This is a genomic window from Streptococcus oralis SK610 (assembly GCF_000257455.1).
GTDB classification, from domain to species: domain Bacteria; phylum Bacillota; class Bacilli; order Lactobacillales; family Streptococcaceae; genus Streptococcus; species Streptococcus oralis_CB.
This window is the reverse complement of sequence record NZ_AJKQ01000008.1, coordinates 141,001-166,570: the sequence shown is the minus strand read 5'-3', so window position 1 is coordinate 166,570 and position 25,570 is coordinate 141,001. Positions and strand designations below refer to the sequence as shown.

The 25,570-nt window shown below is 40.1% G+C and carries 23 protein-coding genes; all 23 read left to right on the top strand.

From position 1 onward, the window contains the following. The first annotated feature begins 149 nt into the window (after positions 1-149). Positions 150-2,618, top strand: a complete 2,469-nt coding sequence (gene gyrA, locus HMPREF1115_RS05500) for a DNA gyrase subunit A (protein ID WP_001154050.1) — start codon at positions 150-152, stop codon at positions 2,616-2,618. After that, positions 2,618-3,373, top strand: coding sequence for a class A sortase (locus tag HMPREF1115_RS05495; RefSeq protein WP_000018509.1), 756 nt, complete (start codon positions 2,618-2,620; stop codon positions 3,371-3,373). Before gyrA ends, HMPREF1115_RS05495 begins: the two co-directional genes overlap by 1 nt. 197 nt (positions 3,374-3,570) lie before the next feature. Next, positions 3,571-4,368 (top strand): formate/nitrite transporter family protein, encoded by a 798-nt coding sequence (locus HMPREF1115_RS05490; RefSeq protein WP_000254791.1) that lies wholly within the window; start codon positions 3,571-3,573, stop codon positions 4,366-4,368. 150 nt (positions 4,369-4,518) lie between these two features. Continuing rightward, positions 4,519-5,799, top strand: coding sequence for an O-acetylhomoserine aminocarboxypropyltransferase/cysteine synthase family protein (locus HMPREF1115_RS05485; protein ID WP_000196312.1), 1,281 nt, complete (start codon positions 4,519-4,521; stop codon positions 5,797-5,799). A 94-nt stretch (positions 5,800-5,893) separates the two neighbouring features. Continuing rightward, positions 5,894-7,168, top strand: coding sequence for a DUF2130 domain-containing protein (locus HMPREF1115_RS05480; protein WP_001002602.1), 1,275 nt, complete (start codon positions 5,894-5,896; stop codon positions 7,166-7,168). A gap of 6 nt (positions 7,169-7,174) precedes the next feature. Continuing rightward, positions 7,175-8,851 (top strand): hypothetical protein, encoded by a 1,677-nt coding sequence (locus HMPREF1115_RS05475; RefSeq protein ID WP_001262692.1) that lies wholly within the window; start codon positions 7,175-7,177, stop codon positions 8,849-8,851. Positions 8,852-8,860: 9 nt separating this feature from the next. After that, positions 8,861-9,661, top strand: coding sequence for a V-type ATP synthase subunit I domain-containing protein (locus HMPREF1115_RS05470; RefSeq protein ID WP_001288179.1), 801 nt, complete (start codon positions 8,861-8,863; stop codon positions 9,659-9,661). After that, a complete protein-coding gene (locus tag HMPREF1115_RS05465; protein ID WP_000622664.1) occupies positions 9,662-10,747 on the top strand; it encodes an AAA family ATPase in 1,086 nt (361 codons plus the stop codon). A 20-nt stretch (positions 10,748-10,767) separates the two neighbouring features. After that, positions 10,768-11,646, top strand: a complete 879-nt coding sequence (gene truB, locus HMPREF1115_RS05460) for a tRNA pseudouridine(55) synthase TruB (RefSeq protein WP_025170982.1) — start codon at positions 10,768-10,770, stop codon at positions 11,644-11,646. Between the two features lie 111 nt (positions 11,647-11,757). Further along, positions 11,758-12,396 (top strand): uridine kinase, encoded by a 639-nt coding sequence (gene udk / locus HMPREF1115_RS05455; protein WP_001181376.1) that lies wholly within the window; start codon positions 11,758-11,760, stop codon positions 12,394-12,396. A 128-nt stretch (positions 12,397-12,524) separates the two neighbouring features. Further along, positions 12,525-13,865 carry an exodeoxyribonuclease VII large subunit gene (gene xseA / locus HMPREF1115_RS05450; protein WP_000417472.1) on the top strand — a complete coding sequence of 447 codons (1,341 nt, stop codon included), beginning with the start codon at positions 12,525-12,527 and terminating at the stop codon, positions 13,863-13,865. After that, positions 13,843-14,055, top strand: coding sequence for an exodeoxyribonuclease VII small subunit (locus HMPREF1115_RS05445; protein ID WP_000043226.1), 213 nt, complete (start codon positions 13,843-13,845; stop codon positions 14,053-14,055). Before xseA ends, HMPREF1115_RS05445 begins: the two co-directional genes overlap by 23 nt. After that, positions 14,052-14,927, top strand: coding sequence for a polyprenyl synthetase family protein (locus tag HMPREF1115_RS05440; RefSeq protein ID WP_000743835.1), 876 nt, complete (start codon positions 14,052-14,054; stop codon positions 14,925-14,927). Before HMPREF1115_RS05445 ends, HMPREF1115_RS05440 begins: the two co-directional genes overlap by 4 nt. Continuing rightward, entirely contained in the window at positions 14,920-15,735 is an 816-nt protein-coding gene (locus HMPREF1115_RS05435; protein ID WP_001041068.1) for a TlyA family RNA methyltransferase, read from the top strand. Before HMPREF1115_RS05440 ends, HMPREF1115_RS05435 begins: the two co-directional genes overlap by 8 nt. Beyond that, entirely contained in the window at positions 15,728-16,159 is a 432-nt protein-coding gene (locus HMPREF1115_RS05430; RefSeq protein ID WP_001034394.1) for an arginine repressor, read from the top strand. The genes HMPREF1115_RS05435 and HMPREF1115_RS05430 overlap by 8 nt, the downstream gene beginning before the upstream one ends. Before the next feature lie 6 nt (positions 16,160-16,165). Beyond that, on the top strand, positions 16,166-17,833 hold the full coding sequence (gene recN, locus HMPREF1115_RS05425) for a DNA repair protein RecN (protein ID WP_000923550.1): 1,668 nt from the start codon (positions 16,166-16,168) through the stop codon (positions 17,831-17,833). Then, complete coding sequence (locus HMPREF1115_RS05420) at positions 17,834-18,562, top strand: metallophosphoesterase (RefSeq protein WP_000133311.1); 729 nt, start codon at positions 17,834-17,836, stop codon at positions 18,560-18,562. A 78-nt stretch (positions 18,563-18,640) separates the two neighbouring features. Then, positions 18,641-20,464 (top strand): translation elongation factor 4, encoded by a 1,824-nt coding sequence (gene lepA, locus HMPREF1115_RS05415; RefSeq protein ID WP_001047158.1) that lies wholly within the window; start codon positions 18,641-18,643, stop codon positions 20,462-20,464. A gap of 144 nt (positions 20,465-20,608) precedes the next feature. Then, the gene (locus HMPREF1115_RS05410; RefSeq protein WP_000734757.1) at positions 20,609-21,232 is read left to right on the top strand and encodes a hypothetical protein; all 624 of its coding nucleotides are present in this window, start codon (positions 20,609-20,611) and stop codon (positions 21,230-21,232) included. Positions 21,233-21,313: 81 nt separating this feature from the next. Beyond that, positions 21,314-22,162, top strand: a complete 849-nt coding sequence (dprA, locus tag HMPREF1115_RS05405; protein WP_000705338.1) for a DNA-processing protein DprA — start codon at positions 21,314-21,316, stop codon at positions 22,160-22,162. Positions 22,163-22,279: 117 nt separating this feature from the next. Continuing rightward, on the top strand, positions 22,280-24,367 hold the full coding sequence (topA, locus tag HMPREF1115_RS05400; protein ID WP_000179666.1) for a type I DNA topoisomerase: 2,088 nt from the start codon (positions 22,280-22,282) through the stop codon (positions 24,365-24,367). A 107-nt stretch (positions 24,368-24,474) separates the two neighbouring features. Next, the gene (locus HMPREF1115_RS05395; RefSeq protein ID WP_001220359.1) at positions 24,475-24,834 is read left to right on the top strand and encodes a YbaN family protein; all 360 of its coding nucleotides are present in this window, start codon (positions 24,475-24,477) and stop codon (positions 24,832-24,834) included. Between the two features lie 93 nt (positions 24,835-24,927). Continuing rightward, positions 24,928-25,560 carry a copper homeostasis protein CutC gene (locus tag HMPREF1115_RS05390; RefSeq protein ID WP_000638802.1) on the top strand — a complete coding sequence of 211 codons (633 nt, stop codon included), beginning with the start codon at positions 24,928-24,930 and terminating at the stop codon, positions 25,558-25,560. Positions 25,561-25,570: the final 10 nt, after the last annotated feature.

Here is a 25,570-nt window from a genome sequence, read left to right as displayed (position 1 = left end):
ATTTCATTCTATCACTTTTGCTAAGCTTTGTCACGGATATACCTTCGGGATAAGTATGTAAACGTTTTAGTGATTTCCAAAGACTGAAATGATCTACACTTTATGGTATAATATATCTAGTTACTAATAGTGAAATGAGGCATTTATGAATGCAGGATAGAAATTTAGTGAATGTCAATCTGACAAAGGAGATGAAGACCAGCTTTATCGACTACGCCATGAGCGTTATCGTCGCGCGGGCCCTTCCTGATGTTCGAGATGGCTTAAAACCTGTTCACCGTCGTATTCTTTACGGAATGAATGAACTAGGTGTTACACCAGACAAACCTCATAAAAAATCAGCCCGTATTACAGGGGATGTTATGGGTAAATACCACCCACACGGAGATTCCTCTATTTACGAAGCCATGGTTCGTATGGCCCAGTGGTGGAGCTACCGTTACATGCTTGTTGATGGGCATGGAAACTTTGGTTCTATGGACGGGGATGGTGCAGCCGCGCAACGGTACACTGAGGCACGTATGAGCAAGATTGCTCTTGAAATGCTTCGTGATATCAATAAAAACACCGTTGATTTCGTAGATAACTATGATGCTAACGAACGTGAACCCTTGGTTTTGCCAGCTCGTTTTCCAAACCTTTTGGTCAATGGGGCAACTGGTATCGCTGTTGGGATGGCAACCAATATTCCACCTCACAACTTGGGTGAAACCATTGATGCAGTGAAGTTGGTTATGGATAATCCTGAAGTGACGACTAAGGACTTGATGGAAGTCTTGCCTGGTCCAGATTTTCCGACTGGTGCTCTTGTCATGGGAAAATCAGGTATCCATAAGGCTTATGAGACTGGTAAAGGTTCCATTGTCCTTCGTTCTCGTACAGAGATTGAAACCACTAAGACGGGTCGTGAGCGTATCGTTGTAACGGAATTCCCTTATATGGTTAATAAAACCAAGGTGCATGAGCATATTGTTCGCTTGGTTCAGGAAAAACGAATTGAGGGCATTACAGCTGTGCGTGATGAGTCCAACCGTGAAGGCGTTCGCTTTGTAATCGAGGTTAAACGTGACGCTTCTGCCAACGTTATCCTTAACAACCTCTTCAAGATGACCCAGATGCAAACCAACTTTGGTTTCAACATGCTGGCTATTCAAAATGGCGTGCCAAAAATCTTGTCCCTTCGTCAGATTTTGGATGCTTATATCGAGCACCAAAAGGAAGTGGTTGTTCGCCGTACACGTTTTGATAAAGAAAAAGCAGAAGCGCGTGCTCACATCTTAGAAGGTCTTCTAATTGCGCTAGATCATATCGACGAAGTGATTCGTATTATCCGTGCAAGTGAAACAGATGCCGAAGCACAAGCTGAGTTGATGAGCAAGTTTAAGCTTTCAGAGCGTCAAAGTCAGGCAATCCTTGATATGCGTCTTCGTCGTTTGACAGGATTGGAACGTGATAAGATTCAGTCTGAATATGATGAATTAATTGCCCTGATTGCAGATTTGGCTGATATTCTTGCCAAACCTGAGCGTGTGGCGCAAATTATCAAAGAAGAATTGGACGAAGTCAAACGCAAGTTTGGTGACAAGCGTCGTACGGAGTTGATGATCGGAGAAGTCTTAACTCTTGAAGATGAAGATTTGATTGAAGAAACGGATGTTTTGATTACCCTATCTAACAAGGGCTATATCAAACGTCTGGATCAAGGTGAGTTTACTGCTCAAAAACGTGGTGGCCGTGGAGTTCAAGGTACTGGGGTTAAGGATGATGACTTTGTGCGTGAGTTGGTTTCAACTAGCACCCATGATCATCTGCTCTTCTTTACTAATAAAGGACGTGTCTATCGCCTTAAAGGTTATGAAATCCCAGAATATGGTCGTACAGCCAAGGGCTTACCAGTTGTCAATCTTTTGAAGTTGGACGAAGGTGAGAGTATTCAGACCATCATCAACGTTGAGTCTGAACGTAGTGATGACGCCTATCTCTTCTTCACAACCCGTCACGGTATTGTGAAGAGAACCAGTGTTAAAGAGTTTGCTAATATTCGTCAAAATGGACTGAAAGCCTTGAATCTCAAGGATGAAGACGAATTGATTAATGTCTTGCTGACAGAAGAAGATACGGATATTATCATTGGTACCAAGTTTGGTTATGCTGTTCGCTTTAATCAATCAGCTGTTCGTGGCATGAGCCGTATCGCGACAGGTGTCCGAGGAGTCAATCTTCGTGAGGGTGACACAGTAGTTGGCGCTAGCGTGGTTACAAACCAAGATGAGGTTCTTATCATCACTGAAAAAGGATATGGTAAACGTACACTTGCTACTGAATATCCTACTAAGGGCCGTGGTGGTAAAGGGATGAAGACTGCCAATGTTGCTGAGAAGAATGGTCCTCTGGCAGGTCTCCTTACTGTTAAAGGAGATGAAGACCTGATGATTATCACAGATACAGGTGTCATGATCCGTACAAATGTTGCCAATATTTCACAAACTGGACGCTCAACTATGGGAGTTAAGGTGATGCGTCTAGATCAGGATGCTAAGATTGTGACCTTTACAACGGTTGCTGCGGCAGAAAAAGAAGAAGTTGGGACTGAAATTGAAACAGAAGGTGAAGCATAATGTCTCATAAAAAAACGAAAAATAAAAAGAGTAAGAAAAACAAGCGCAGAAATCTATTTATCAATATTTTAGCGGGTTTCTTAATTCTTTTATCGCTAGCTTTAATTTTTAATTCAAAGATTCGCGATATCTTTTTGGTCTGGAATACCAATAAATACCAAGTCAATCAAGTCACTAAGGAAAATATAGATGAAAATCTAAAAACCGAAGGGAATTTTGATTTTGACTCTGTTAAGTCTATTTCATCCGAAGCTGTATTGGCTTCACAATGGGATGCTCAGAAACTTCCCGTTATTGGAGGTATTGCTATTCCCGAAGTAGAGATTAACCTCCCTATTTTCAAAGGGTTGGATAATGTAAACTTGTTCTACGGAGCAGGGACCATGAAACCAGACCAAAAAATGGGGGAAGGAAACTATTCTCTAGCCAGTCACCATATCTTTACTGCTGAAAATGCCAGTCAAATGCTCTTCTCACCTTTGGTCAATGCCAAAGCAGGTATGAAAATTTATCTGACGGATAAGGATAAAGTTTATACTTATGAGATTACAGAGGTAAAACGTGTTACACCAGACCGTGTAGATGAAATCGAAGATCGTGACGGCGTAAAGGAGATTACTTTGGTTACCTGTGTTGATTATAATGCGACCGAGCGTATAATCGTCAAAGGAATCTTTAAAGAATCAAAAGCTTATTCTGAGACTTCTGAGGATATTTTGAAGGCCTTTAATCAACCGTATAGACAACGATATTAAGAATGAATGAACCAGTGAAGTGCTATTTCACTGGTTTTTTTGTCAACAAATAGAATCAAAATAGTTCTTATGAAAAAGGATAATAAGGCTTAGGATAAAGATTTTTAAGATAAATATTTTAGAAATTTACGGAAAACGCTTTCTAGAAAACAAGAATTATGTTATAATTATCACAAATAAAAGTTTAGGAGTTTTTTATGGTCTCTTCAGAATTTATTTCAAAGATTGAATTTGCTTGCAAGAAGAAAGAAAGTCTTTATAGCCAAAGCAAGTTTAAGTATGCGATTCGTTCCATGTTTGCAGGTGCTTTTATGACATTTAGTACGGCTGCAGGTGCAGTTGGGGCTGACTTGATAAATAAAATCGCACCAGGCAGTGGTCGCTTCCTCTTCCCATTCGTTTTTGCTTGGGGATTGGCCTACATTGTTTTCTTGAATGCTGAACTGGTAACTTCAAATATGATGTTTTTGACAGCTGGTAGTTTCTTGAAAAAAATTTCATGGAGAAAAACAGCTGAGATTTTACTTTACTGTACCTTGTTCAACCTTATCGGAGCTTTGATAGCAGGTTGGGGCTTTGCCCACTCAGCAGCCTATGCAAATCTAACACATGATAGCTTCATTTCAGGGGTTGTAGAGATGAAGTTAGGCCGTTCCAATGAGCTAGTCTTGCTTGAAGGTATTTTAGCCAATATCTTTGTAAACATTGCTATTCTTTCATTTGTTTTGGTGAAAGACGGTGGGGCTAAACTTTGGCTTGTTTTATCAGCAATTTACATGTTTGTATTCTTAACAAACGAACACATTGCTGCGAACTTTGCTTCTTTTGCGATTGTTAAGTTCAGTGTTGCAGCAGATTCAATTGCTAATTTTGACATACCTAATATTCTTCGTCACTGGGGTGTAACCTTTGTCGGAAACTTTATCGGAGGAGGTCTCTTGATGGGCTTGCCATACGCCTTCCTCAATAAAAACGAAGATACTTATGTCGATTAAAGAAATGAGCACGAGTTAATCGTGCTTTTTTGTTTGATGTGTAAGACTAGTCATAGTTGTTTCTTATATCAAAATATAGAAAATCAGTATTGGAAAAGACTAGTCCAAGATGATACAATATCCCTAATGAAGCTATTTGGAGGTCGTCTTATGACTCGTGATTTTAAATTTGAAACCCTACAATTACATGCTGGACAAGTAGTTGATCCAGCGACCAAATCTCGTGCAGTACCTATTTATCAAACAACATCCTTCGTTTTTGATGACACGCAGGAAGGTGCAGATCTGTTTGCCTTGAGAAAACCAGGCAATATCTATACTCGTATCACAAATCCTACAACAGCAGCATTTGAAGAAAGAATCGCAGCTCTTGAAGGTGGTGTTGGAGCACTAGCGACAGCATCAGGTATGGCTGCTGTAACCTACACTATTTTGGCGCTTGCTCACGCAGGTGACCATGTGGTGGCTGCTTCGACTATTTACGGTGGAACCTTCAATCTTTTGAAAGAAACCCTTCCTCGTTATGGGATCACAACAACCTTTGTGGACGTGGATAATTTAGAGGAAGTGGAAGCAGCTATCAATGACAATACTAAGCTTGTCTTGATTGAAACCTTGGGCAACCCCTTGATTAACATTCCAGACCTGGAAAAATTGGCTGCGATTGCGCATAAACACCAGATTCCTCTCGTTTCTGACAATACCTTTGCTACACCTTACTTGATTAACGTCTTTTCTCACGGTGTAGATATTGCCATTCACTCTGCGACTAAGTTTATCGGTGGGCATGGTACGACTATTGGAGGAGTGATTGTCGATAGCGGTCGTTTTGACTGGGCAGCATCAGGGAAATTCCCTCAATTTGTTGAGGAAGACCCAAGCTACCACAATTTGAGCTATACTCGTGATGTGGGTGCAGCAGCCTTTATTATCGCTGTCCGTGTTCAATTGCTTCGTGATACAGGTGCAGCCTTGTCGCCATTTAATGCCTTCCTCTTGCTTCAAGGACTGGAAACTCTCTCTCTTCGTGTGGAACGCCATGTGCAAAATGCAGAGAAAATTGTTGATTTCCTTGTCAGTCATCCTAAGGTAGAAAAGGTCAACTATCCAAAATTGGCAGATAGTCCTTATCATGCCTTGGCTGAGAAATACTTGCCAAAAGGTGTGGGTTCAATCTTTACCTTCCATGTCAAAGGTGGAGAGGAAGAAGCTCGTAAAGTAATTGATAATTTGGAAATCTTCTCTGACCTTGCGAACGTTGCAGATGCCAAATCGCTTGTTGTTCATCCAGCGACAACCACTCACGGTCAGTTGTCAGAAAAAGATCTAGAAGCAGCAGGTGTCACACCAAACCAAATCCGCTTGTCAATCGGTCTTGAAAATGTAGAGGATTTGATTGAAGATTTGCGCTTGGCCTTGGAAAAAATTTAAAGTAAAAGATATAAACAGTGGGTTTCGACTCACTGTTTTTGATTTTCCCTCAGGCATGATATAATGGTTAGAGAAGTCTAGAAAGAGGAAAGATATGAACGAAATCAAATGTCCAAATTGTGGGGAAGTCTTTACAGTAAATGAGAGCCAGTATGCTGAACTTTTATCCCAAGTGAGAACAGCTGAGTTTGATAAGGAATTACACGATCGCATGAAGCAAGAGCTTGCCCTAGCTGAGCAGAAGGCTATGAATGAGCAACAGTCTAAACTAGCTCAAAAAGACCAAGAAATTGCGCAATTACAGAGTCAAATCCAAAACTTTGATACAGAGAAAGAACTGGCTAAAAAAGAGGTTGAACAAACAAGTCATGAGGCTTTATTGGCAAAGGATAAGGAAGTACAGACCTTGGAAAACCAATTGGCTACCCTGCGCTTGGAACATGAAAATCAGCTACAAAAGACTCTTTCTGACCTAGAAAAAGAACGGGATCAAGTTAAAAATCAGCTCCTCTTGCAAGAAAAGGAAAATGAGTTGTCTTTGGCTTCTGTTAAACAAAACTATGAAGCCCAGCTCAAGGCTGCTAGTGAACAAGTAGAATTTTACAAGAATTTCAAAGCTCAACAATCAACCAAAGCTATCGGGGAAAGTTTAGAACAGTATGCGGAAAGTGAGTTTAACAAGGTCCGTAGTTTTGCTTTTCCAAATGCCTACTTTGAGAAGGATAATAAGGTTTCTGCGCGTGGTTCTAAAGGCGATTTTATCTTCCGTGAATGTGATGAAAATGGGTTAGAATTCATTTCTATCATGTTTGAAATGAAAAATGAAGCGGACGGCACAGAAAAGAAGCATAAGAATGCAGATTTTTACAAGGAATTGGACAAGGATCGTCGGGAGAAGAACTGTGAATATGCCGTGTTGGTGACCATGTTAGAAGCAGATAACGACTACTTTAACACAGGAATTGTCGATGTCAGTCATGAGTATGAAAAGATGTATGTGGTTCGTCCCCAGTTCTTTATCCAGTTAATTGGTCTCTTACGAAATGCTGCACTTAATTCCCTAAAATACAAGCAGGAGTTAGCGCTTGTTCGGGAGCAGAATATCGATATTACGCATTTTGAGGAAGATTTGGATGCCTTCAAAGTAGCTTTTGCCAAAAACTACAACTCTGCTTCAACCAACTTTGGAAAAGCTATTGATGAAATTGATAAAGCCATCAAACGCATGGAAGAGGTCAAAAAGTTCCTAACCACATCTGAAAACCAACTCCGCCTCGCTAACAATAAATTGGAAGATGTTTCGGTTAAAAAATTGACCCGGAAAAATCCAACCATGAAAGCGAAATTTGAAGCGCTGAAGGGGGAGTAGAAAGCTGTGGCAAATGAATTATTAGTATTGAATACTGAAGAAGTAAATGAGTCTGAAAATTTAAATTATGACGAATTAGAAGAACTATTGGAAGAGCAATTTACAATGGAGTTTTCTAATCTTAAAAAATTAGAGGTAGAATGTAAAGAAATTAGTTCACCGGATAAATTAGGGGATGTTATTTTAGATGAAATTTGGAATCAATTTGGGAATCAGATTGGTTTAGATATGACAAGTGATACTCTTCTCAAGCAGTATAATGATAATAGAGATAAACCAAAAGAATATACTAAAGTAATAGGTAAAAGTATTTTAGAAGATAAAAGATTCAAAGATGCAAAAAATAATATGAAAGATAAGCTAAGATCTGGAACCCTAAAAGATGAGTATACTGGTAAAACTTTGAAAATTAATGAAAAGGTTAATCTGGATCACGTCGTACCGCGAAAACAGATTTTTGAAAATCCATGGAGGAAAATTGCTGATATAGAGACTGTTGATTTAGCAAATAAATCAGAAAATTTTGCTGCAACAAACGAATCACTTAATAAAAGTAAAGGAGCAAAATCTAATAGCGATTACATAAAAAATAAGGAACTAAGAGAAAGAAATCTTAGAGAACAAGTTAAAAAAGCAAATGAAAAAATAGATAAGATGAATATCTCAGATGCCGAAAAGCGAAATCTTAAAGCTGAAAATAATAAAAGATTAAATGATAAATTAGCAGCTGATTCGAAGAGAATGCTCAAATCTGAAAAAACAGCGAAGAAAGCTATTAATAAGGATATTGCAAAGAAAGCTTCTGTCAGAATGGCCAATAAAGCTGGTAAAGATGCTATAAAAGCTATGTTTGTTGCAGCTCTATTTGGAATGCTGAAGGAAATAATGAATGCTTTAGTAAGATATTTTAAAGCAAAGAAACAATCTTTTGATACATTTATAGAGGAAATGAAAAAAGCGCTTCATTCATTTTTTGTCAAAATCAAAGATTTTATTAAAGTAGGTGTAGATAGTTTTGTTGGAAGCATCGTAGGAGAAATTATTGGCGCATTTAATCAGAAATTACAAAAACTTCCAAACTTGATTAAACAATTATTTGGTTCTATCAGAGAAAGCATTTCTTATTTATCTAACCCAGAAAATCAAACACATTCTACAGCAATTAAGATAGCTCACATTTCAAAAATTATTACATCGGGTTTAGTTGCTGTAGGAGCAATGTTTTTAGGAGAATATTTTGAAAAGTATTTATTAACAATACCAAATTTCGGAAATCCAATACCATTATTAGGGACCATAGCAAATATTTTAGGGATGTTCTTAGCAAGTTTACTAACTGGAATCTTAGGAGCGATAATCATTAACGGACTTGATCAATTTATTTCAAAAAAATTAATTGAGGAAAATCAAAAACAAGAAGCTGATAAGAAGAACGAATTGCTAAGAATTCAGGATGTTCAAATTTTTGTTGCTGAGCAGAATGTTGCTGTTAAGCGAAATGATATATTCATTAAGATGGCTAAGAACCATCAAAAACTAAGAGAACTTCTTGGTAATGTTCAAGAGGAGTTTTCTAATTCAAAGATTGATTTCAAACAGCGATTATTAGCTAACGAAATATACTTTGATGAAAAGCAAAGTGAACTTGAAGAAATGCAAAGTGCATTAAACGATTTATTATAGGAGAATGTTATGTCAGAAGAATTAGAGATTCAGGTTTTAGAAATGTCTGAAAAATTTAATGAGAAAAAAGAAGCGTTGAAAGCTTTTAGTGAAGAAATTCCAGAACAATCAGATTTACCAACAGTTCCTCAGGAAGAGAACATATTTAATATTTTTTCTGTCGACTATGGAGTTAAGGGTAAGGATTTAAATACTCTTACAGATGCTGTTCAAAATAGAATGATTGAACAAAACAAGTATATTAAAAAGATTATTCAAGAATTTAATACAATTTACGAAACTTTTCAGTTATTAGATGATGACTATATTAAAAGAATTTCAGACTCTTTAATTGTTGCAAAAAAAGCTAATATTACTGCTTTACAAGGGTTAGAGGAGTCTAAATCCTATCAAGAAAATAATAAAAACTTATTAAATGATGTTTTCAAACAAAATAAAGATTTAATTGATATATTGAAGAAACATCATAAAAAGCTAGAAGAGTTAGAACAACTTGAAGATAAGCAAAGTGAAATTAATAATGAAATTGACAGTTTAAAAGCGAAGCTAAAAACATTAGTGGAAATAGAAAATAGTTTTAACGATTTGCGTTTACAAGTTGAAGAAATACAAAATAATCTTAAAAACGATGTAGATAAGATGAATGTTCGATTAATAGAGGAAGATAAAAATATTACTTTAATTGTCGAGAAATTTCAAACTGAACTAGAGGAAAAACAAAAAGAGATTAGTTTCCTTAGAAAAGGATTCTATACTCTTGGAGTCGCTGTTGTTATAATAGTTTTATTTCTATTGTTTAAAGGAATGTAGATGATTAGTGAAACTTATTTAAAATTGTTAAAATCAGAAGTGAAAAAGCTTGATGATTTGACAAATAATTCTTTTGAATTTGAGACTGTTCTTCAAGAAATTGTTGATAATAAAAAGTATTCGGCATTAGAGTTTATAAAGCGTTTAGGTAATTCGTCAAATAATGATAGATTTCCTAAGATTAAAGATAGACAAACTAGTATTTTAGAATTATTGTATAAATATCTTGGTTCTAGATTAATAGATAGTGAGTACGCTATTTTAAAAGAAATTAATACCAAATCATTTGATGAGCTGTCCGATGAATTAAACTCCTTGATAGGATTAGAAAATGTAAAGAAAGAAATAGAAGACTTAGTAATCTTTAACAAAGTTCAGAAAAATCGAGAAAAGATTGGATTGAAAAAAACGAATAGAACGATGCATATGGCTTTCCTAGGGAATCCGGGTACAGGTAAAACAACAGTTGCTAGAATTGTTGGTAATATGTACCGTTCTCTAGGAATACTAAGCAAAGGTCATTTTATTGAAGCAACTAGAACTGACTTAATAGCAGAATATCAAGGACAAACGGCTTCTAAAGTTAAGAGATTGATACAAAAAGCCAAAGGTGGTGTATTGTTTATTGATGAAGCATATAGTATTACTGAAAACGATAAAAGTGATAGTTATGGTCGAGAGTGTTTAACTGAGTTAACTAAAGCATTAGAAGACTATCGAGATGATTTGGTGGTTATTGTTGCTGGATATGATGAATTGATGAAAAAATTTTTTGAATCTAATCCTGGGTTAAAATCAAGATTTAATTATTTTATTACGTTTGAAGATTACACTGTGGACCAAATGTTTGACATTTTTCTTTCACATTGTAAAAATGAAGAATACATTTTGCATGATTCTGCAAAAGAAACATTAAAAAAATATCTAGAATTACATAGTAACAATCCTGAAAATAAAAATGCAAATGGGCGATTTGTAAGAAATGTATTTGATAGGATAGTTATGAACCAAGCAAGAAGATTAGCCACATTATCTTTTGTTACAAAAGATAATTACATTACAATTCTTGAAGAAGATATTTCATGAATGAAATCAGAAAGCAACACATGAACGGTATTATCAATTTAAAAAAAGAAGCGGGGATGACCTCGCATGACGCGGTTTTTAAGCTGCGTAAGATTTTGGGAACCAAGAAAATTGGGCATGGTGGGACCTTGGATCCGGATGTGGTGGGTGTTTTGCCTATTGCGGTGGGCAAGGCGACCCGCATGGTCGAGTTCATGCAGGATGAGGGTAAGGTCTATGAGGGAGAGATTACTCTTGGTTATTCAACGACGACTGAGGATGCCAGTGGAGAAGTGGTCGCAGAGACTCCTGTTTTATCGCCCTTGGATGAAAAGCTTGTCGATGAAGCAATCGCTAGTTTGACTGGGCCTATTACCCAGATTCCTCCTATGTATTCGGCTGTCAAGGTCAATGGTCGTAAGCTCTATGAGTATGCGCGTGCTGGTCAGGAAGTGGAACGTCCAGAACGTCAGGTTACCATTTATCAATTTGAACGAACAAGTCCGATTTCTTATGAGGATCACCTTGCACGTTTTACATTTCGTGTGAAATGTAGTAAGGGGACTTATATCCGTACTTTGTCAGTTGATTTGGGAGAGAAGCTGGGTTATGCGGCCCATATGTCCCATTTGACTCGGACGAGTGCAGCAGGTTTACAGTTAGAAGATGCCTTGACTTTGAATGAAATTGCTGCAAAAGTGGAGGCTGGTCAACTGGACTTTCTCCATCCTCTAGAGATTGGAATAGGTGACCTTGTCAAAGTTTTCCTAACTCCAGAACAAGCTACAGAAGTGCGCTTTGGTCGTTTTATCGAGCTAGACCAAACAGACAAAGAATTGGCTGCCTTTGAAGGAGGTACATTGCTAGCTATTCTAGAAAAAAGGGATAATCTTTACAAGCCAAGGAAAGTTTTTGGCTAGTTTAACTGGAGTGTGGGGATGGATTTGTTTCCCCTAGACTATCCAAATCAGACTATAAATTTTGTAAAAAATATGATAGAATAGACGACGGATAAAAAAACGGAGGATAGCATGCAAAATAGACCAATCATTATCGGAGTGACAGGTGGTTCTGGTGGTGGTAAAACCAGTGTTTCAAGAGCCATTTTATCTCACTTTCCTGATGAAAAGATTTCCATGATTGAGCATGATTCGTACTACAAGGATCAGTCTCACTTGACCTTTGAAGAGCGTGTCAAAACCAACTACGACCATCCATTTGCCTTTGATACAGACTTGATGATCGAGCAGATTAAGGAATTGTTGGCAGGGCGCCCGGTGGACATCCCGACTTATGACTATACAGAACATACACGGAGTAGCAAGACCTATCGTCAGGAGCCTCAGGATGTCTTTATCGTTGAGGGGATTTTGGTCTTGGAGGACAAGCGTCTGCGAGATTTGATGGATATCAAGATTTTTGTGGATACAGATGATGATGTGCGCATTATTCGTCGTATCAAGCGTGATATGGAGGAGCGTGGCCGTAGTCTGGATAGCGTTATTGATCAGTATTTGGGTGTGGTCAAACCCATGTACCACCAGTTCATTGAGCCGACCAAGCGTTATGCCGATATCGTCATTCCTGAGGGAGTCAGCAATACCGTTGCTATCGACCTTTTGACCACTAAGATTGCAAAGATTTTGGAAGAAGCTCGAAACAGTAAATAATCAGATGAGGAGGCAATGCCTCCTTTTTCTATTTTTCCTTTAGTTTCAGTAGGAAAAAGGTGATTTTTAAGCATGTTTTTGGTATAATAATACCCATGGAAAAGCAAGAAAATGAATAGTAGGTGGAGATGGAAAAGTATTTATCGGTAACAACTTTGACCAAGTATCTGAAAATGAAATTCGATAAAGACCCTTACTTGGAACGGGTCTATTTAACTGGTCAAGTTTCCAACTTTCGTAAACGACCTACTCACCAATATTTCTCTCTAAAAGACGACCATGCAGTCATTCAAGCGACCATCTGGTCTGGGATTTATCAAAAATTAGGTTTCGACCTGGAAGAAGGGATGAAGATCAATGTGATTGGGCGTGTTCAGGTTTATGAACCGAGTGGGAGCTACTCTATCATCATTGAGAAGGCTGAACCTGATGGAGTTGGAGCGCTTGCGATTCAGTTTGAACAACTCAAGAAAAAATTAACAGAAGAAGGCCTGTTTCAAGAGAGATTCAAGCAACCTATTCCCCAGTTTGCTAAGCGAATCGGTGTGGTAACCAGTCGCAGTGGAGCTGTTATTCGAGATATTATCACGACCGTCAGCAGACGTTTCCCTGGTGTTGATATCCTTCTCTATCCGACTAAGGTACAAGGTGATGGAGCCGCGGAGGAAATTGCTCGAAATATTGCGCGTGCTAATCAGCGTGAGGACCTAGATGTTCTCATCATTGGTCGTGGTGGGGGTTCCATTGAGGATCTCTGGGCTTTTAACGAAGAAATCGTGGTACGAGCTATTTTTGAATCTCGTTTGCCAGTTATCTCGAGTGTGGGGCATGAGACGGATGTGACCTTGGCAGACTTTGTGGCCGATCGTCGTGCTGCGACCCCAACGGCTGCAGCTGAACTAGCAACACCTGTGACCAAGTTGGATGTATTGGCTCATTTGCAAAATCAGGAAAAACGGATGGCTACGGCAGTCCGAAATGTCCTATCTAAGAAACAAGAATCTTTGAAAAAATGCAGTCAGTCAGTCATCTTTAGACAGCCAGAGCGCTTGTATGATGGTTATTTGCAACGGTTGGATCAGCTGCAACTGCGCTTAAAACAAAGTTTGCGAACACGGATTTCTGACAGCAACCAACTAGTCCAAGCAAGGACACACCAATTGGTGCAATTATCACCTGTTACCAAAATCCAACGCTATCAAGACCGGTTAGGTCAGTTGGACAAGCTCCTACGTAGCCAAATGGCGCTGGTTTATGATGCCAAGGTTGCGGAGGTCAAGCGACTTTCGGAAGCACTTCTGATGTTGGATACCAGTCGAATCGTGGCGCGTGGTTATGCTATTGTCAAAAAAGAAGAGTCAGTAGTCGATTCGGTTGAGAGTTTGAAGAAAAAAGATCAAGTAACGCTTTTGATGCGAGATGGTCAAGTAGAATTAGAGGTTAAAGATGTCAAAACAAAAGAAATTTGAGGAAAATCTAGCAGAACTGGAAACCATTGTCCAAAGTTTGGAAAATGGTGAAATCGCTCTAGAAGATGCAATTGCGGCCTTTCAAAAGGGCATGGTCTTGTCAAAAGAGCTCCAAGCGACCTTGGACAAGGCTGAAAAGACCTTGGTTAAGGTCATGCAAGAAGATGGAACAGAAAGTGATTTTGAATGAAGAAGCAAGAAAAATTAGCTCTTGTTGAGTCGGCTTTGGAAGATTTTTATGGAGACCAGCAGTTTTCCTCTAGTTTGCGAGAGTCTGTTCTCTATTCCATTCATGCTGGTGGCAAGCGTGTTCGGCCTTTTCTCTTGCTAGAAGTTCTGGAATCCTTGCAAGTAGTTATCCAACCAGCACATGCTCAAGTGGCAGCGGCCTTGGAAATGATTCATACAGGGAGCTTGATTCACGATGATCTTCCTGCCATGGATGATGACGATTACCGTCGTGGTCGGTTGACCAATCATAAGAAATTTGGCGAAGCTATGGCAATTTTGGCAGGAGATGCCTTGTTCCTAGATCCTTACGCCATAATAGCGCAGGCAGATTTGCCAAGTCCAATCAAGGTGGACTTGATTGCCAACCTATCCCTTGCTTCAGGTAGTCTAGGCATGGTGGCAGGGCAGGTTCTGGACATGGAGGGTGAACACCAACACTTGTCTTTGGAAGAACTTCAGACCATTCATGCTAATAAAACTGGGAAATTACTAGCTTATCCTTTCCAAGCAGCAGCTATCATAGCAGAATTAGCACCAGAGTTACAAGCAAAACTGAAAACTGTGGGTGAATTGATTGGCCTAGCCTTTCAAGTTCGAGATGATGTGCTGGATGTGACAGCTAGTTTTGAGGAAATCGGCAAGACACCACAAAAGGATTTGCAGGCAGAAAAGTCAACCTATCCAGCCTTGTTGGGCTTGGAAGAGGCGATTGCCTTTTGTAACCAAACTCTGGATCAAGCTAATGTAAAATTAGAAGAAATTGCCCAACAGGTTCCCTTCAAGATAGAATCGATTGTGAAAGTAGTAGAAAGTTTGAGAATCAATGGCTAAGGAAAGAGTGGATGTACTAGCTTATAAACAGGGCTTGTTTGAAACGCGAGAACAGGCCAAGCGCGGCGTCATGGCTGGTCTGGTTGTAGCTGTCCTCAATGGGGAGCGTTTTGACAAACCAGGAGAGAAAATCCCAGATGACACTGAGCTAAAACTCAAAGGTGAAAAACTCAAGTATGTCAGCCGTGGTGGCTTAAAATTAGAAAAAGCCTTGCAGGTCTTTGATTTGTCAGTGGATGGGGCGACCACGATTGATATTGGAGCCTCTACGGGAGGATTTACTGATGTTATGCTACAGAACGGTGCCGTACTTGTCTACGCAGTTGATGTCGGTACCAATCAGTTGGCTTGGAAATTACGCCAAGACCCTCGGGTTGTCAGCATGGAGCAGTTTAATTTTCGTTATGCTGAAAAGACTGATTTTGAGCAGGAACCGAGCTTTGCCAGTATTGATGTGAGTTTTATTTCCCTCAGTTTGATTCTGCCAGCCTTACACCGTGTCTTGGCAGATCAAGGGCAGGTGGTGGCTCTGGTTAAGCCCCAGTTTGAAGCAGGACGTGAGCAGATTGGGAAGAATGGAATCATTCGCGATGCCAAGGTTCATCAAACTGTCCTTGAATCTGTCACTGCTATGGCGGTTGAACAAGGTTTTTCAGTGCTTGGATTAGACTATTCACCAATCCAAGGAGGACATGGGAACATCGAATTTCTGGCATATTTGAAAAAGGAAGAGGGAGCAAGCAATCAAGTTGCCCCTGAAATAGAAAAAGTTGTAGAGAGAGCGCATAGAGAATTTAAAGATGAATAAAAAAGAGAGACTTGAAAAAATTAGAAGATTTGTTACGGATTATCAAATTGGGACTCAGGAAGAAATCGTTGAGCATTTGAAGGAAGCAGGTATTTCTGCTACGCAAGCCACTGTCTCAAGGGACATCAAGGAACTTGGGATTGTTAAAATTCCTTTGAAGAACAACACCTATATCTATGAGTTGCCAAAATCAGTCGTCAAAAGTTTGCAGTTGGCTGAGGACAATATTGTGAGTTCTGAGTTAATGGGAAATATGATTAACCTTGCTGTTATTCCTGGAAATACTATTTTTGTGAAGAGTCAGTTGGTTGAAGCATTTTCTGAACAGATTTTTAGCTGTCTAGCTGATGATGATTCTATCTTAATTGTAGCTAGAACAGCAGAGGCAGCTGAAGAAATTGTTGAACAAGTCAAAAAATGGTAGGTCAGTATGTTACTTGAAATTTCGATAAAAAACTTTGCCATTATTGAGGCGATTTCCCTCAATTTTGAAAAGGGTATGACTGTTTTAACCGGAGAAACGGGTGCTGGAAAGTCTATCATTATCGACGCTATGAATCTCATGTTGGGGGCTCGTGCAACGACAGACGTTATTCGTCACGGTGCGCCAAAAGCAGAGATTGAGGGGCTTTTCTCAGTTGAAAATAGTCGCCTTTTACAAGAACTTTTTGATGAGCAAGGTTTGGAAATGGGTGATGAAATTATCATCCGGCGTGAAATTTTGCAAAATGGTCGTAGCGTTAGTCGCGTGAATGGTCAGATGGTCAATCTTTCTGTCTTGCGTGCTATTGGGCAGCACCTTGTGGATATCCATGGTCAGCATGACCAAGAGGAGTTAATGCGTCCTCAACTGCACATCCAGATGTTGGATGAGTTTGGTGATGCTGTTTTCTTGGAGTTGAAGGAGACCTATCAGACGAGCTTTGATGCCTATCGCAAAATGCGCAAGCAGGTTTTGGAAGTCAAGAAAAACCAACAGGAACACAAGGCTCGTATTGAGATGTTGGAATTTCAAATGGCAGAGATTGAGGCTGCAAACTTGCAGGTTGGTGAAGACTTGGCTCTCAACCAAGAACGAGATAAACTCCTCAATCATAAAAATATTGCGGATACGCTAACCAATGCCTACAGTATGCTGGACAATGAGGAATTCTCCAGTCTTGCTAATGTCCGTTCGGCCATGAATGACATGGAAAGTGTCGAAGAGTATGACCCAGAATACCGTGAAATTTCAAGTTCTCTATCAGAAACCTACTATGTTTTAGAAGATGTTAGCAAGCGTTTGGAAGATATTATCGAGGACTTGGATTTTGATGGCAATCGCCTCATGCAGGTTGAAAATCGCTTAGATCTTCTGAATACTATTACCCGCAAGTATGGTGGAACTGTGGACGACGTTTTGCTTTATTTTGCCAAGATTACGGATGAGTACAATCTCTTGACTGGAAATAACCTTTCTTCCGAAGATATGGAAGCAGAGCTCAAGAAATTGGAAGTTAATCTTGTCGATTTGGCAGGGCAACTTGCATCCGCTCGTCATGATTTGGCCCAGCAGCTTGAGGCAGAGATTAAACAAGAGCTGCAGGATCTCTATATGGAGAAGGCACAATTTCAGGTTCGCTTTAGTAAGAGTAAGTTCAGCCGTGAAGGAAATGAAGCAGTCGAATTTTACATTTCCACCAACCCTGGTGAAGACTTTAAGCCTTTGGTTAAGGTTGCGTCTGGTGGGGAATTATCCCGCCTCATGTTGGCTATCAAGTCAGCCTTTTCTCGCAAGGAAGGGAAGACCAGTATTGTCTTTGATGAGGTGGATACGGGAGTTTCAGGTCGTGTAGCCCAAGCCATTGCTCAAAAGATTCATAAGATTGGCCAGCATGGACAGGTTTTAGCTATTTCTCACCTTCCACAAGTAATTGCGATCGCGGATTATCAATTCTTTATTGAGAAGATTAGCGATGAGCACTCTACGGTGTCGACGGTTCGTCTCTTGACCTTAGAAGAGCGAGTAGAGGAAGTCGCTAAAATGTTGGCTGGGGAAAATGTAACTGAAGCTGCCCTTACCCAAGCTAGAGAATTATTGCAAACGAGGGAGAAATAAATGACAGACTATTATGTAATTGGAGATGTTCACGGAAAGGCAGGTATGCTAGAAGACCTTCTCAAAACATGGGATGGTCACACCCCGTTGCTCTTTCTAGGGGATTTGATTGACCGTGGTGAAGACAGTCGCCGTGTTCTAGAAATGGTCAAAGACTTGGTCGACAATCATGGAGCTATCTGTCTATCAGGAAACCATGAGTATATGTTTCTGACTTGGCTCGATGATCCAGAAGAAAGCTATGACCATTATCGTCGCAATGGTGGAGATACAACTATTAACTCTATTTTAGGTCGTCCCTTGGATGCACCAGTTGATGGCGTAGAAGATGCCAAACGTGTTGCGACAGAAGCAGCAGACTTGGTCGAATTTATTCGTCAAATGCCATTTGTAGTAGAGACAGACAAGTATATCTTTGTTCATGCTGGTATTGATTTAACTTTGGATGATTGGCATGAAACCACAGATTACAAGAAAGTCTGGCTCAGAAAACCATTCCACGAAGCTGAAAATCATACCGGGAAAACCATTGTCTTTGGGCATACACCAGTTTATGGTTTGCTCAAGCAAGACCGAGGTACTGCTGAGCTTTGGATAACAGATGATGGCAAGATTGGCATGGATGGAGGAGCTGTCTATGGTGGTGTCCTTCATGGAATCGTCTTTACAGACCAAGGAATGGCCGAACACCACTTTATCGAGAATGATGGCTTTATTGCCGAAGATTAGTACTCCTAGCAGGGTATGGTCTTGTCAAAATGTTAAAAACAATTTATAATTAATAGATACCCTGAAAGGAAGAGCATCATGAACTTAGAAGATTTGAAAAAACGACAGGAGAAGATTCGGAACTTCTCTATTATCGCCCATATTGACCATGGGAAATCAACCCTAGCAGACCGCATTTTGGAAAAGACGGAGACGGTTTCTAGTCGTGAAATGCAAGCCCAGCTTCTGGATAGTATGGATCTTGAGCGTGAACGTGGGATTACCATTAAACTCAATGCTATTGAGCTCAATTACACTGCAAAAGATGGGGAAACTTATATTTTCCACTTGATTGACACACCTGGGCACGTGGACTTTACCTATGAAGTGTCGCGTTCGCTAGCTGCCTGTGAAGGAGCGATTTTGGTGGTTGATGCGGCCCAAGGGATTGAGGCTCAAACACTTGCCAACGTTTATCTAGCCTTGGACAATGATTTGGAAATTCTGCCCGTCATTAACAAAATTGACCTACCAGCAGCTGATCCAGAGCGTGTACGTACAGAGATTGAGGATGTCATCGGACTGGATGCCAGCGAAGCGGTCTTAGCTTCAGCCAAAGCTGGTATTGGTATTGAAGAAATTCTTGAGCAGATCGTAGAGAAAGTTCCCGCACCAACAGGAGATGTAACGGCACCACTCAAGGCCTTGATTTTCGACTCAGTTTATGATGCTTATCGCGGGGTTATTCTCCAAGTGCGTGTTATGGACGGAGTGGTCAAACCTGGCGATAAGATTCAGCTCATGAGCAATGGAAAGACCTTTGATGTGACGGAAGTTGGTATTTTTACACCGAAAGCAGTCGGGCGCGATTTCCTAGCGACAGGTGACGTTGGTTATATTGCAGCTTCCATCAAGACGGTTCAAGACACTCGTGTGGGTGATACAGTGACCCTAGCAAGCAATCCTGCAGCAGAACCACTAGACGGCTACAAGCAAATGAACCCTATGGTCTTTGCAGGTCTTTATCCAATTGAGTCAAACAAGTACAATGACCTTCGTGAAGCCCTTGAAAAATTGCAGCTCAACGATGCCAGCCTGCAGTTTGAACCAGAAACATCTCAGGCTCTTGGATTTGGTTTCCGTTGTGGATTCCTTGGACTTCTCCATATGGATGTTATTCAAGAGCGTTTAGAGCGTGAGTTCAACATTGACCTCATCATGACAGCTCCGTCTGTTATTTACAAGGTTAACCAAACTGACGGTGAATCTATGGATGTGTCTAACCCCTCTGAATTTCCAGATCCGACTAAGATCGCGACCATTGAAGAACCTTATGTCAAGGCGCAAATTATGGTACCGCAGGAGTTTGTTGGAGCAGTGATGGAACTAGCTCAGCGCAAGCGTGGGGACTTTGTGACCATGGACTATATTGATGATAATCGCGTCAATGTTATCTATCAAATTCCACTTGCTGAAATCGTCTTTGACTTTTTTGATAAGCTCAAATCTTCGACACGTGGTTATGCAAGCTTTGACTACGAATTGTCAGAGTACCGCCCATCTAAGCTGGTAAAAATGGATATCCTTCTCAATGGAGACAAGGTGGATGCCCTCAGCTTTATCGTTCACAAGGATTTTGCCTACGAACGTGGGAAACTCATCGTTGATAAGCTCAAGAAAATCATCCCTCGTCAACAGTTTGAAGTGCCGATTCAAGCAGCTATTGGACACAAAATTGTGGCTCGTACGGATATCAAGGCCCTTCGTAAAAACGTACTTGCCAAGTGTTATGGTGGTGACGTTTCTCGTAAGCGTAAACTCCTTGAAAAACAGAAAGCTGGTAAGAAACGCATGAAAGCTATCGGATCAGTAGAAGTCCCACAAGAAGCCTTCCTTAGCGTCTTAAGCATGGATGAAGAATAGAAATAGAAAACAAAACTCTTGAAAATTTTTCAAGAGTTTTTTCTTTAAATGAGAGTGATAAAATCGGAAACTAACAGAATTGATTAGGTTAAAATTTGACAGAAGTCCTTATTTTTCTTATAATGCAGATGGAAAGGTGGTAGGATGAAAAAATTATTAATTTTAGGTACTGTAGTTACTGCTAGTATTTTTCTAGCTTCATGCTCCAATAAATCACAAACAGCAACCGAAGAAAGTTCGTCTGCAGTTGTTAGTTCTTCTAGCAGTCAGGAAACGAGTAGCTCTAGCTCTGCCGTTTCAGAAGCGAAAAAGGAAGAGACGCAAATTATCGGTTCGAATGAATATGGTTTTGTCAAGGTACCCAAATCATGGGTTCGATTTCATGAAGTAGAAGGTGGAAATGATATACAGTATAGTGATGGAACAGATATCAACATTGTTACGCTGAATACCTTCAAGGCTGAGCAGTTTAATATCAGTGAAGAAGAATATGCTAAACTGGATGTTGTGACTGTCTCTTCTAGTATTTTAACTTCCAAAGAACAAAGCTCTGATTTCAGTAAGGTTTGGGGCTCCAAATCGACCATTGGAGGCTATGAAGCCTATGTTGTCAATGCAATTGCTAAGTCAGGGAAATACCTCGTTACTTGGGTTTTCCGATCAAATGATGGTAAAATCCGCTATGTTTCACTTGAAGGAGATGGGGAAACTTTAAAAACAATCTTACCGATGGTTGAAAGTAGCTGGTCAACTACTAAAGCTGAATAAATGAAAAAAAGAAGATCCTTGGTCTTCTTTTTATGTTTTTTACGAATAGATAGATGAGTAGAAAAAGAAATGGAGTTGTATATGAAAATCACAAACTATGAGATTTACAAATTGAGAAAAGCTGGGCTGACCAATCAACAGATTTTAACTGTTCTTGAATATGACGAGACTGTAGATCAGGAGCTCTTGCTAGGTGACATTGCGGAAATATCGGGGTGTCGTAATCCTGCGGTCTTTATGGAACGCTATTTCCAGATAGATGATGTTCAGTTGGAGAAGGAGTTCCAAAAATTTCCATCCTTCTCGATTCTAGACGACTGTTATCCTTGGGATTTGAGTGAGATTTATGATGCTCCAGCTCTCTTGTTTTATAAAGGGAATCTAGACTTATTGAAATTTCCAAAGGTTGCTGTTGTAGGGAGTCGTTCATGTTCTAGTCAGGGAGCAAAGTCGGTTCAGAAAGTCATTCAAGGTTTGGAAAACGAGTTAATCGTGGTCAGTGGTTTAGCCAAAGGGATTGATACGGCTGCCCATATGGCTGCACTCCAGAATGGAGGAAGAACGATTGCTGTCATTGGAACAGGATTGGATGTTTTTTACCCCCGTGCCAATAAACGTTTGCAGGAACACATTGGTAATCACCATTTGGTACTTAGCGAATACGGACCTGGTGAGGAACCCTTGAAATTTCACTTTCCAGCTCGTAATCGAATCATAGCAGGACTGTGTCGAGGGGTCATTGTAGCAGAGGCAAGAATGCGTTCTGGTAGTCTCATTACCTGTGAGCGAGCTATGGAGGAAGGACGCGATGTTTTTGCTATTCCAGGAAACATTTTAGATGGCCATTCAGATGGCTGTCACCATCTGATTCAAGAGGGAGCAAAGCTGATTAGCAGTGGTCAAGATGTGTTGGCTGAGTTTGAATTTTAAGAAGAAATTTGTTCATTCAGATAAACTTTTCTTCTATATATAGGACTTAGGTCTTGACAGCTATAGAAAAATGGTTTACACTTTATAAAGTTTATTACTTTGAAAAGGTGTGATAGTGTGGCTACGGCAACAAAGAAGAAAAAATCAACAGTTAAGAAAAATCTAGTCATCGTGGAGTCGCCTGCTAAAGCGAAAACGATTGAGAAATACCTAGGCAGAAACTACAAGGTTCTAGCCAGTGTCGGGCATATCCGAGATTTGAAAAAATCCAGTATGTCTGTTGACATTGAAAATAACTACGAACCACAGTATATCAATATCCGGGGCAAAGGCCCTCTCATCAATGACTTGAAAAAAGAAGCCAAAAAGGCCAATAAAGTCTTTCTGGCGAGTGACCCGGACCGTGAAGGAGAAGCGATTTCCTGGCACTTGGCTCACATTCTCAACTTGGATGAGAATGATGCCAACCGTGTAGTCTTTAATGAAATCACCAAAGACGCAGTAAAAAATGCCTTTAAAGAACCTCGCAAGATTGACATGGACTTGGTTGACGCCCAACAAGCTCGTCGTGTCTTAGACCGCTTGGTAGGGTATTCGATTTCGCCTATTTTGTGGAAAAAGGTCAAGAAGGGCTTATCAGCAGGGCGTGTGCAGTCGGTTGCCCTTAAACTCATCATTGATCGTGAAAATGAAATCAATGCCTTCCAACCGGAAGAATACTGGACAATTGATGGCGTCTTTAAAAAGGGAACCAAGCAATTTCAAGCTTCTTTCTATGGTATGAATGGCAAAAAGATGAAATTGACTACCAACGAAGAAGTTAAAGAAGTCTTGTCCCATTTGACTAGCAAAGACTTCACAGTTGACCAGGTAGATAAGAAAGAACGCAAACGCAATGCGCCCCTACCTTATACGACTTCAACTATGCAAATGGATGCGGCTAACAAAATCAATTTTCGTACTCGAAAGACTATGATGGTGGCTCAACAACTCTACGAAGGGATCAATATCGGATCAGGTGTGCAAGGTTTGATTACCTATATGCGTACAGACTCGACTCGTATCAGTCCTGTGGCTCAGAATGAAGCGGCAAGCTACATTAACGACCGTTTTGGTAGCAAGTATTCCAAGCATGGTAGCAAGATCAAGAATGCCTCAGGAGCTCAAGATGCTCACGAAGCCATTCGTCCATCTAGTGTCTTTAACACACCTGAAAGCATCGCTAAGTACTTGGACAAAGACCAGCTTAAGCTTTATACCCTTATCTGGAATCGTTTTGTGGCAAGCCAGATGACAGGAGCTATCTTTGATACCATGGCTGTTAAGCTTTCTCAAAATGGGGTTCAGTTTGCGGCAAATGGAAGTCAAGTTAAGTTTGATGGGTATCTTGCTATCTACAATGACTCTGACAAGAACAAGATGTTGCCAGATATGGCTGTTGGAGATGTGGTCAAGCAGGTCAATAGCAAGCCAGAACAACATTTCACTCAACCGCCAGCTCGCTATTCGGAAGCGACTCTTATCAAGACCTTGGAAGAAAATGGAGTTGGACGTCCGTCAACCTACGCTCCGACCATTGAAACCATCCAGAAACGATACTACGTTCGTTTGGCAGCAAAACGTTTTGAACCAACAGAGTTGGGAGAAATTGTCAATAAACTTATTGTTGAATACTTCCCAGACATCGTCAATGTGACCTTCACAGCTGAAATGGAAGGAAAACTGGATGATGTCGAGGTTGGAAAAGAGCAGTGGCAACGTGTTATTGATGCCTTTTATAAACCATTCTCTAAAGAAGTGGCCAAGGCTGAATCCGAAATGGAAAAAATCCAGATCAAGGATGAGCCAGCTGGATTTGACTGTGAGGTTTGTGGCAGTCCGATGGTGATTAAGCTCGGTCGTTTTGGTAAATTCTATGCATGTAGCAATTTCCCAGACTGCCGTCATACACAAGCTATTGTCAAAGAGATTGGAGTCGAGTGTCCAAGCTGTCATCAAGGACAAATCATCGAACGCAAAACCAAGCGTAATCGTATCTTCTATGGTTGCAATCGCTATCCAGAATGTGAGTTTACTTCCTGGGACAAACCCATTGGACGTGACTGTCCAAAATGCGGACACTTCCTAGTGGAGAAAAAAGTCCGTGGTGGTGGCAAGCAGGTTGTATGTAGTAATGGCGACTACGAAGAGGAAAAAATTAAATAAAATGAAGAGTCCTGAAAATAAATTTCAGGCTCTTTTTTTGTTGATGCTTGACAAATTTCCTTACTTTGTGGGAAACTAGTATAAGATTATTTCAATTAGGAGAAGACATGCGTATTATTTACCTAAGTATTGGTTTTATTTCTTTAGCCTTGGCTCTTGTTGGGGTTGTCTTGCCCCTCTTGCCAACAACGCCCTTCCTTTTGCTATCAATTGCTTGCTTTTCCAAGTCTTCAAAGAGATTTGAAGACTGGCTTTATCATACAAAGCTTTATCAGACCTATGTAGCTGACTTTCGGGAAACCAAGTCAATAGCGCGAGAACGAAAGAAAAAAATCATCGTATCTATCTATATCTTGATGGGAATTTCTATTTATTTTGCCCCTCTTTTGCCAGTCAAAATCGGTCTGGGAGCCTTGACTATCTTTATCACCTACTATCTCTTTAAAGTCATTCCTGACAAAGAATAGATAAAAATAGTAGTTATTTGCCTTGATAAAAATGAAAGCATATTTAAAATAATATGATATAATAAATTTAAAGAAAACATCAAGGAGAATCAAATGATTTACGAATTTTGTGCTGAAAATGTGACCTTGCTTGAAAAAGCAATGCAGGCTGGAGCTCGTCGAATCGAACTTTGTGACAATCTAGCAGTAGGAGGAACAACACCTAGCTATGGAGTGACCAAGGCAGCGGTTGAACTGGCAGCTAATTACGATACCACCATCATGACTATGATTCGTCCCCGTGGTGGCGATTTTGTCTATACTGATCTTGAAATAGCGATCATGCTAGAAGATATTCGTTTGACTGCGCAAGCTGGAAGTCAAGGTGTTGTATTTGGTGCTTTAACTGCTGATAAGAAGTTGGATAAAGCTAATCTGGAGAAGCTGATTGCCGCATCTAAAGGAATGGAAATTGTTTTCCACATGGCTTTTGATGAATTGAGTGATGAAGAGCAATTGGAGGCCATTGACTGGCTCAGCCAAGCTGGTGTCACTCGTATCTTAACTCGTGCTGGTGTGTCTGGGGACTCGCTAGAGAAACGTTTTGAACACTATCACAGAATTTTGGGACATGCAAAAGGTAAAATTGAAATCTTACCAGGTGGGGGGATTGACTTGGATAACCGTCAAACCTTTATCGATCAACTAGGCGTGACACAACTTCACGGTACCAAGGTTGCCTTTTAAAAAATAGAAA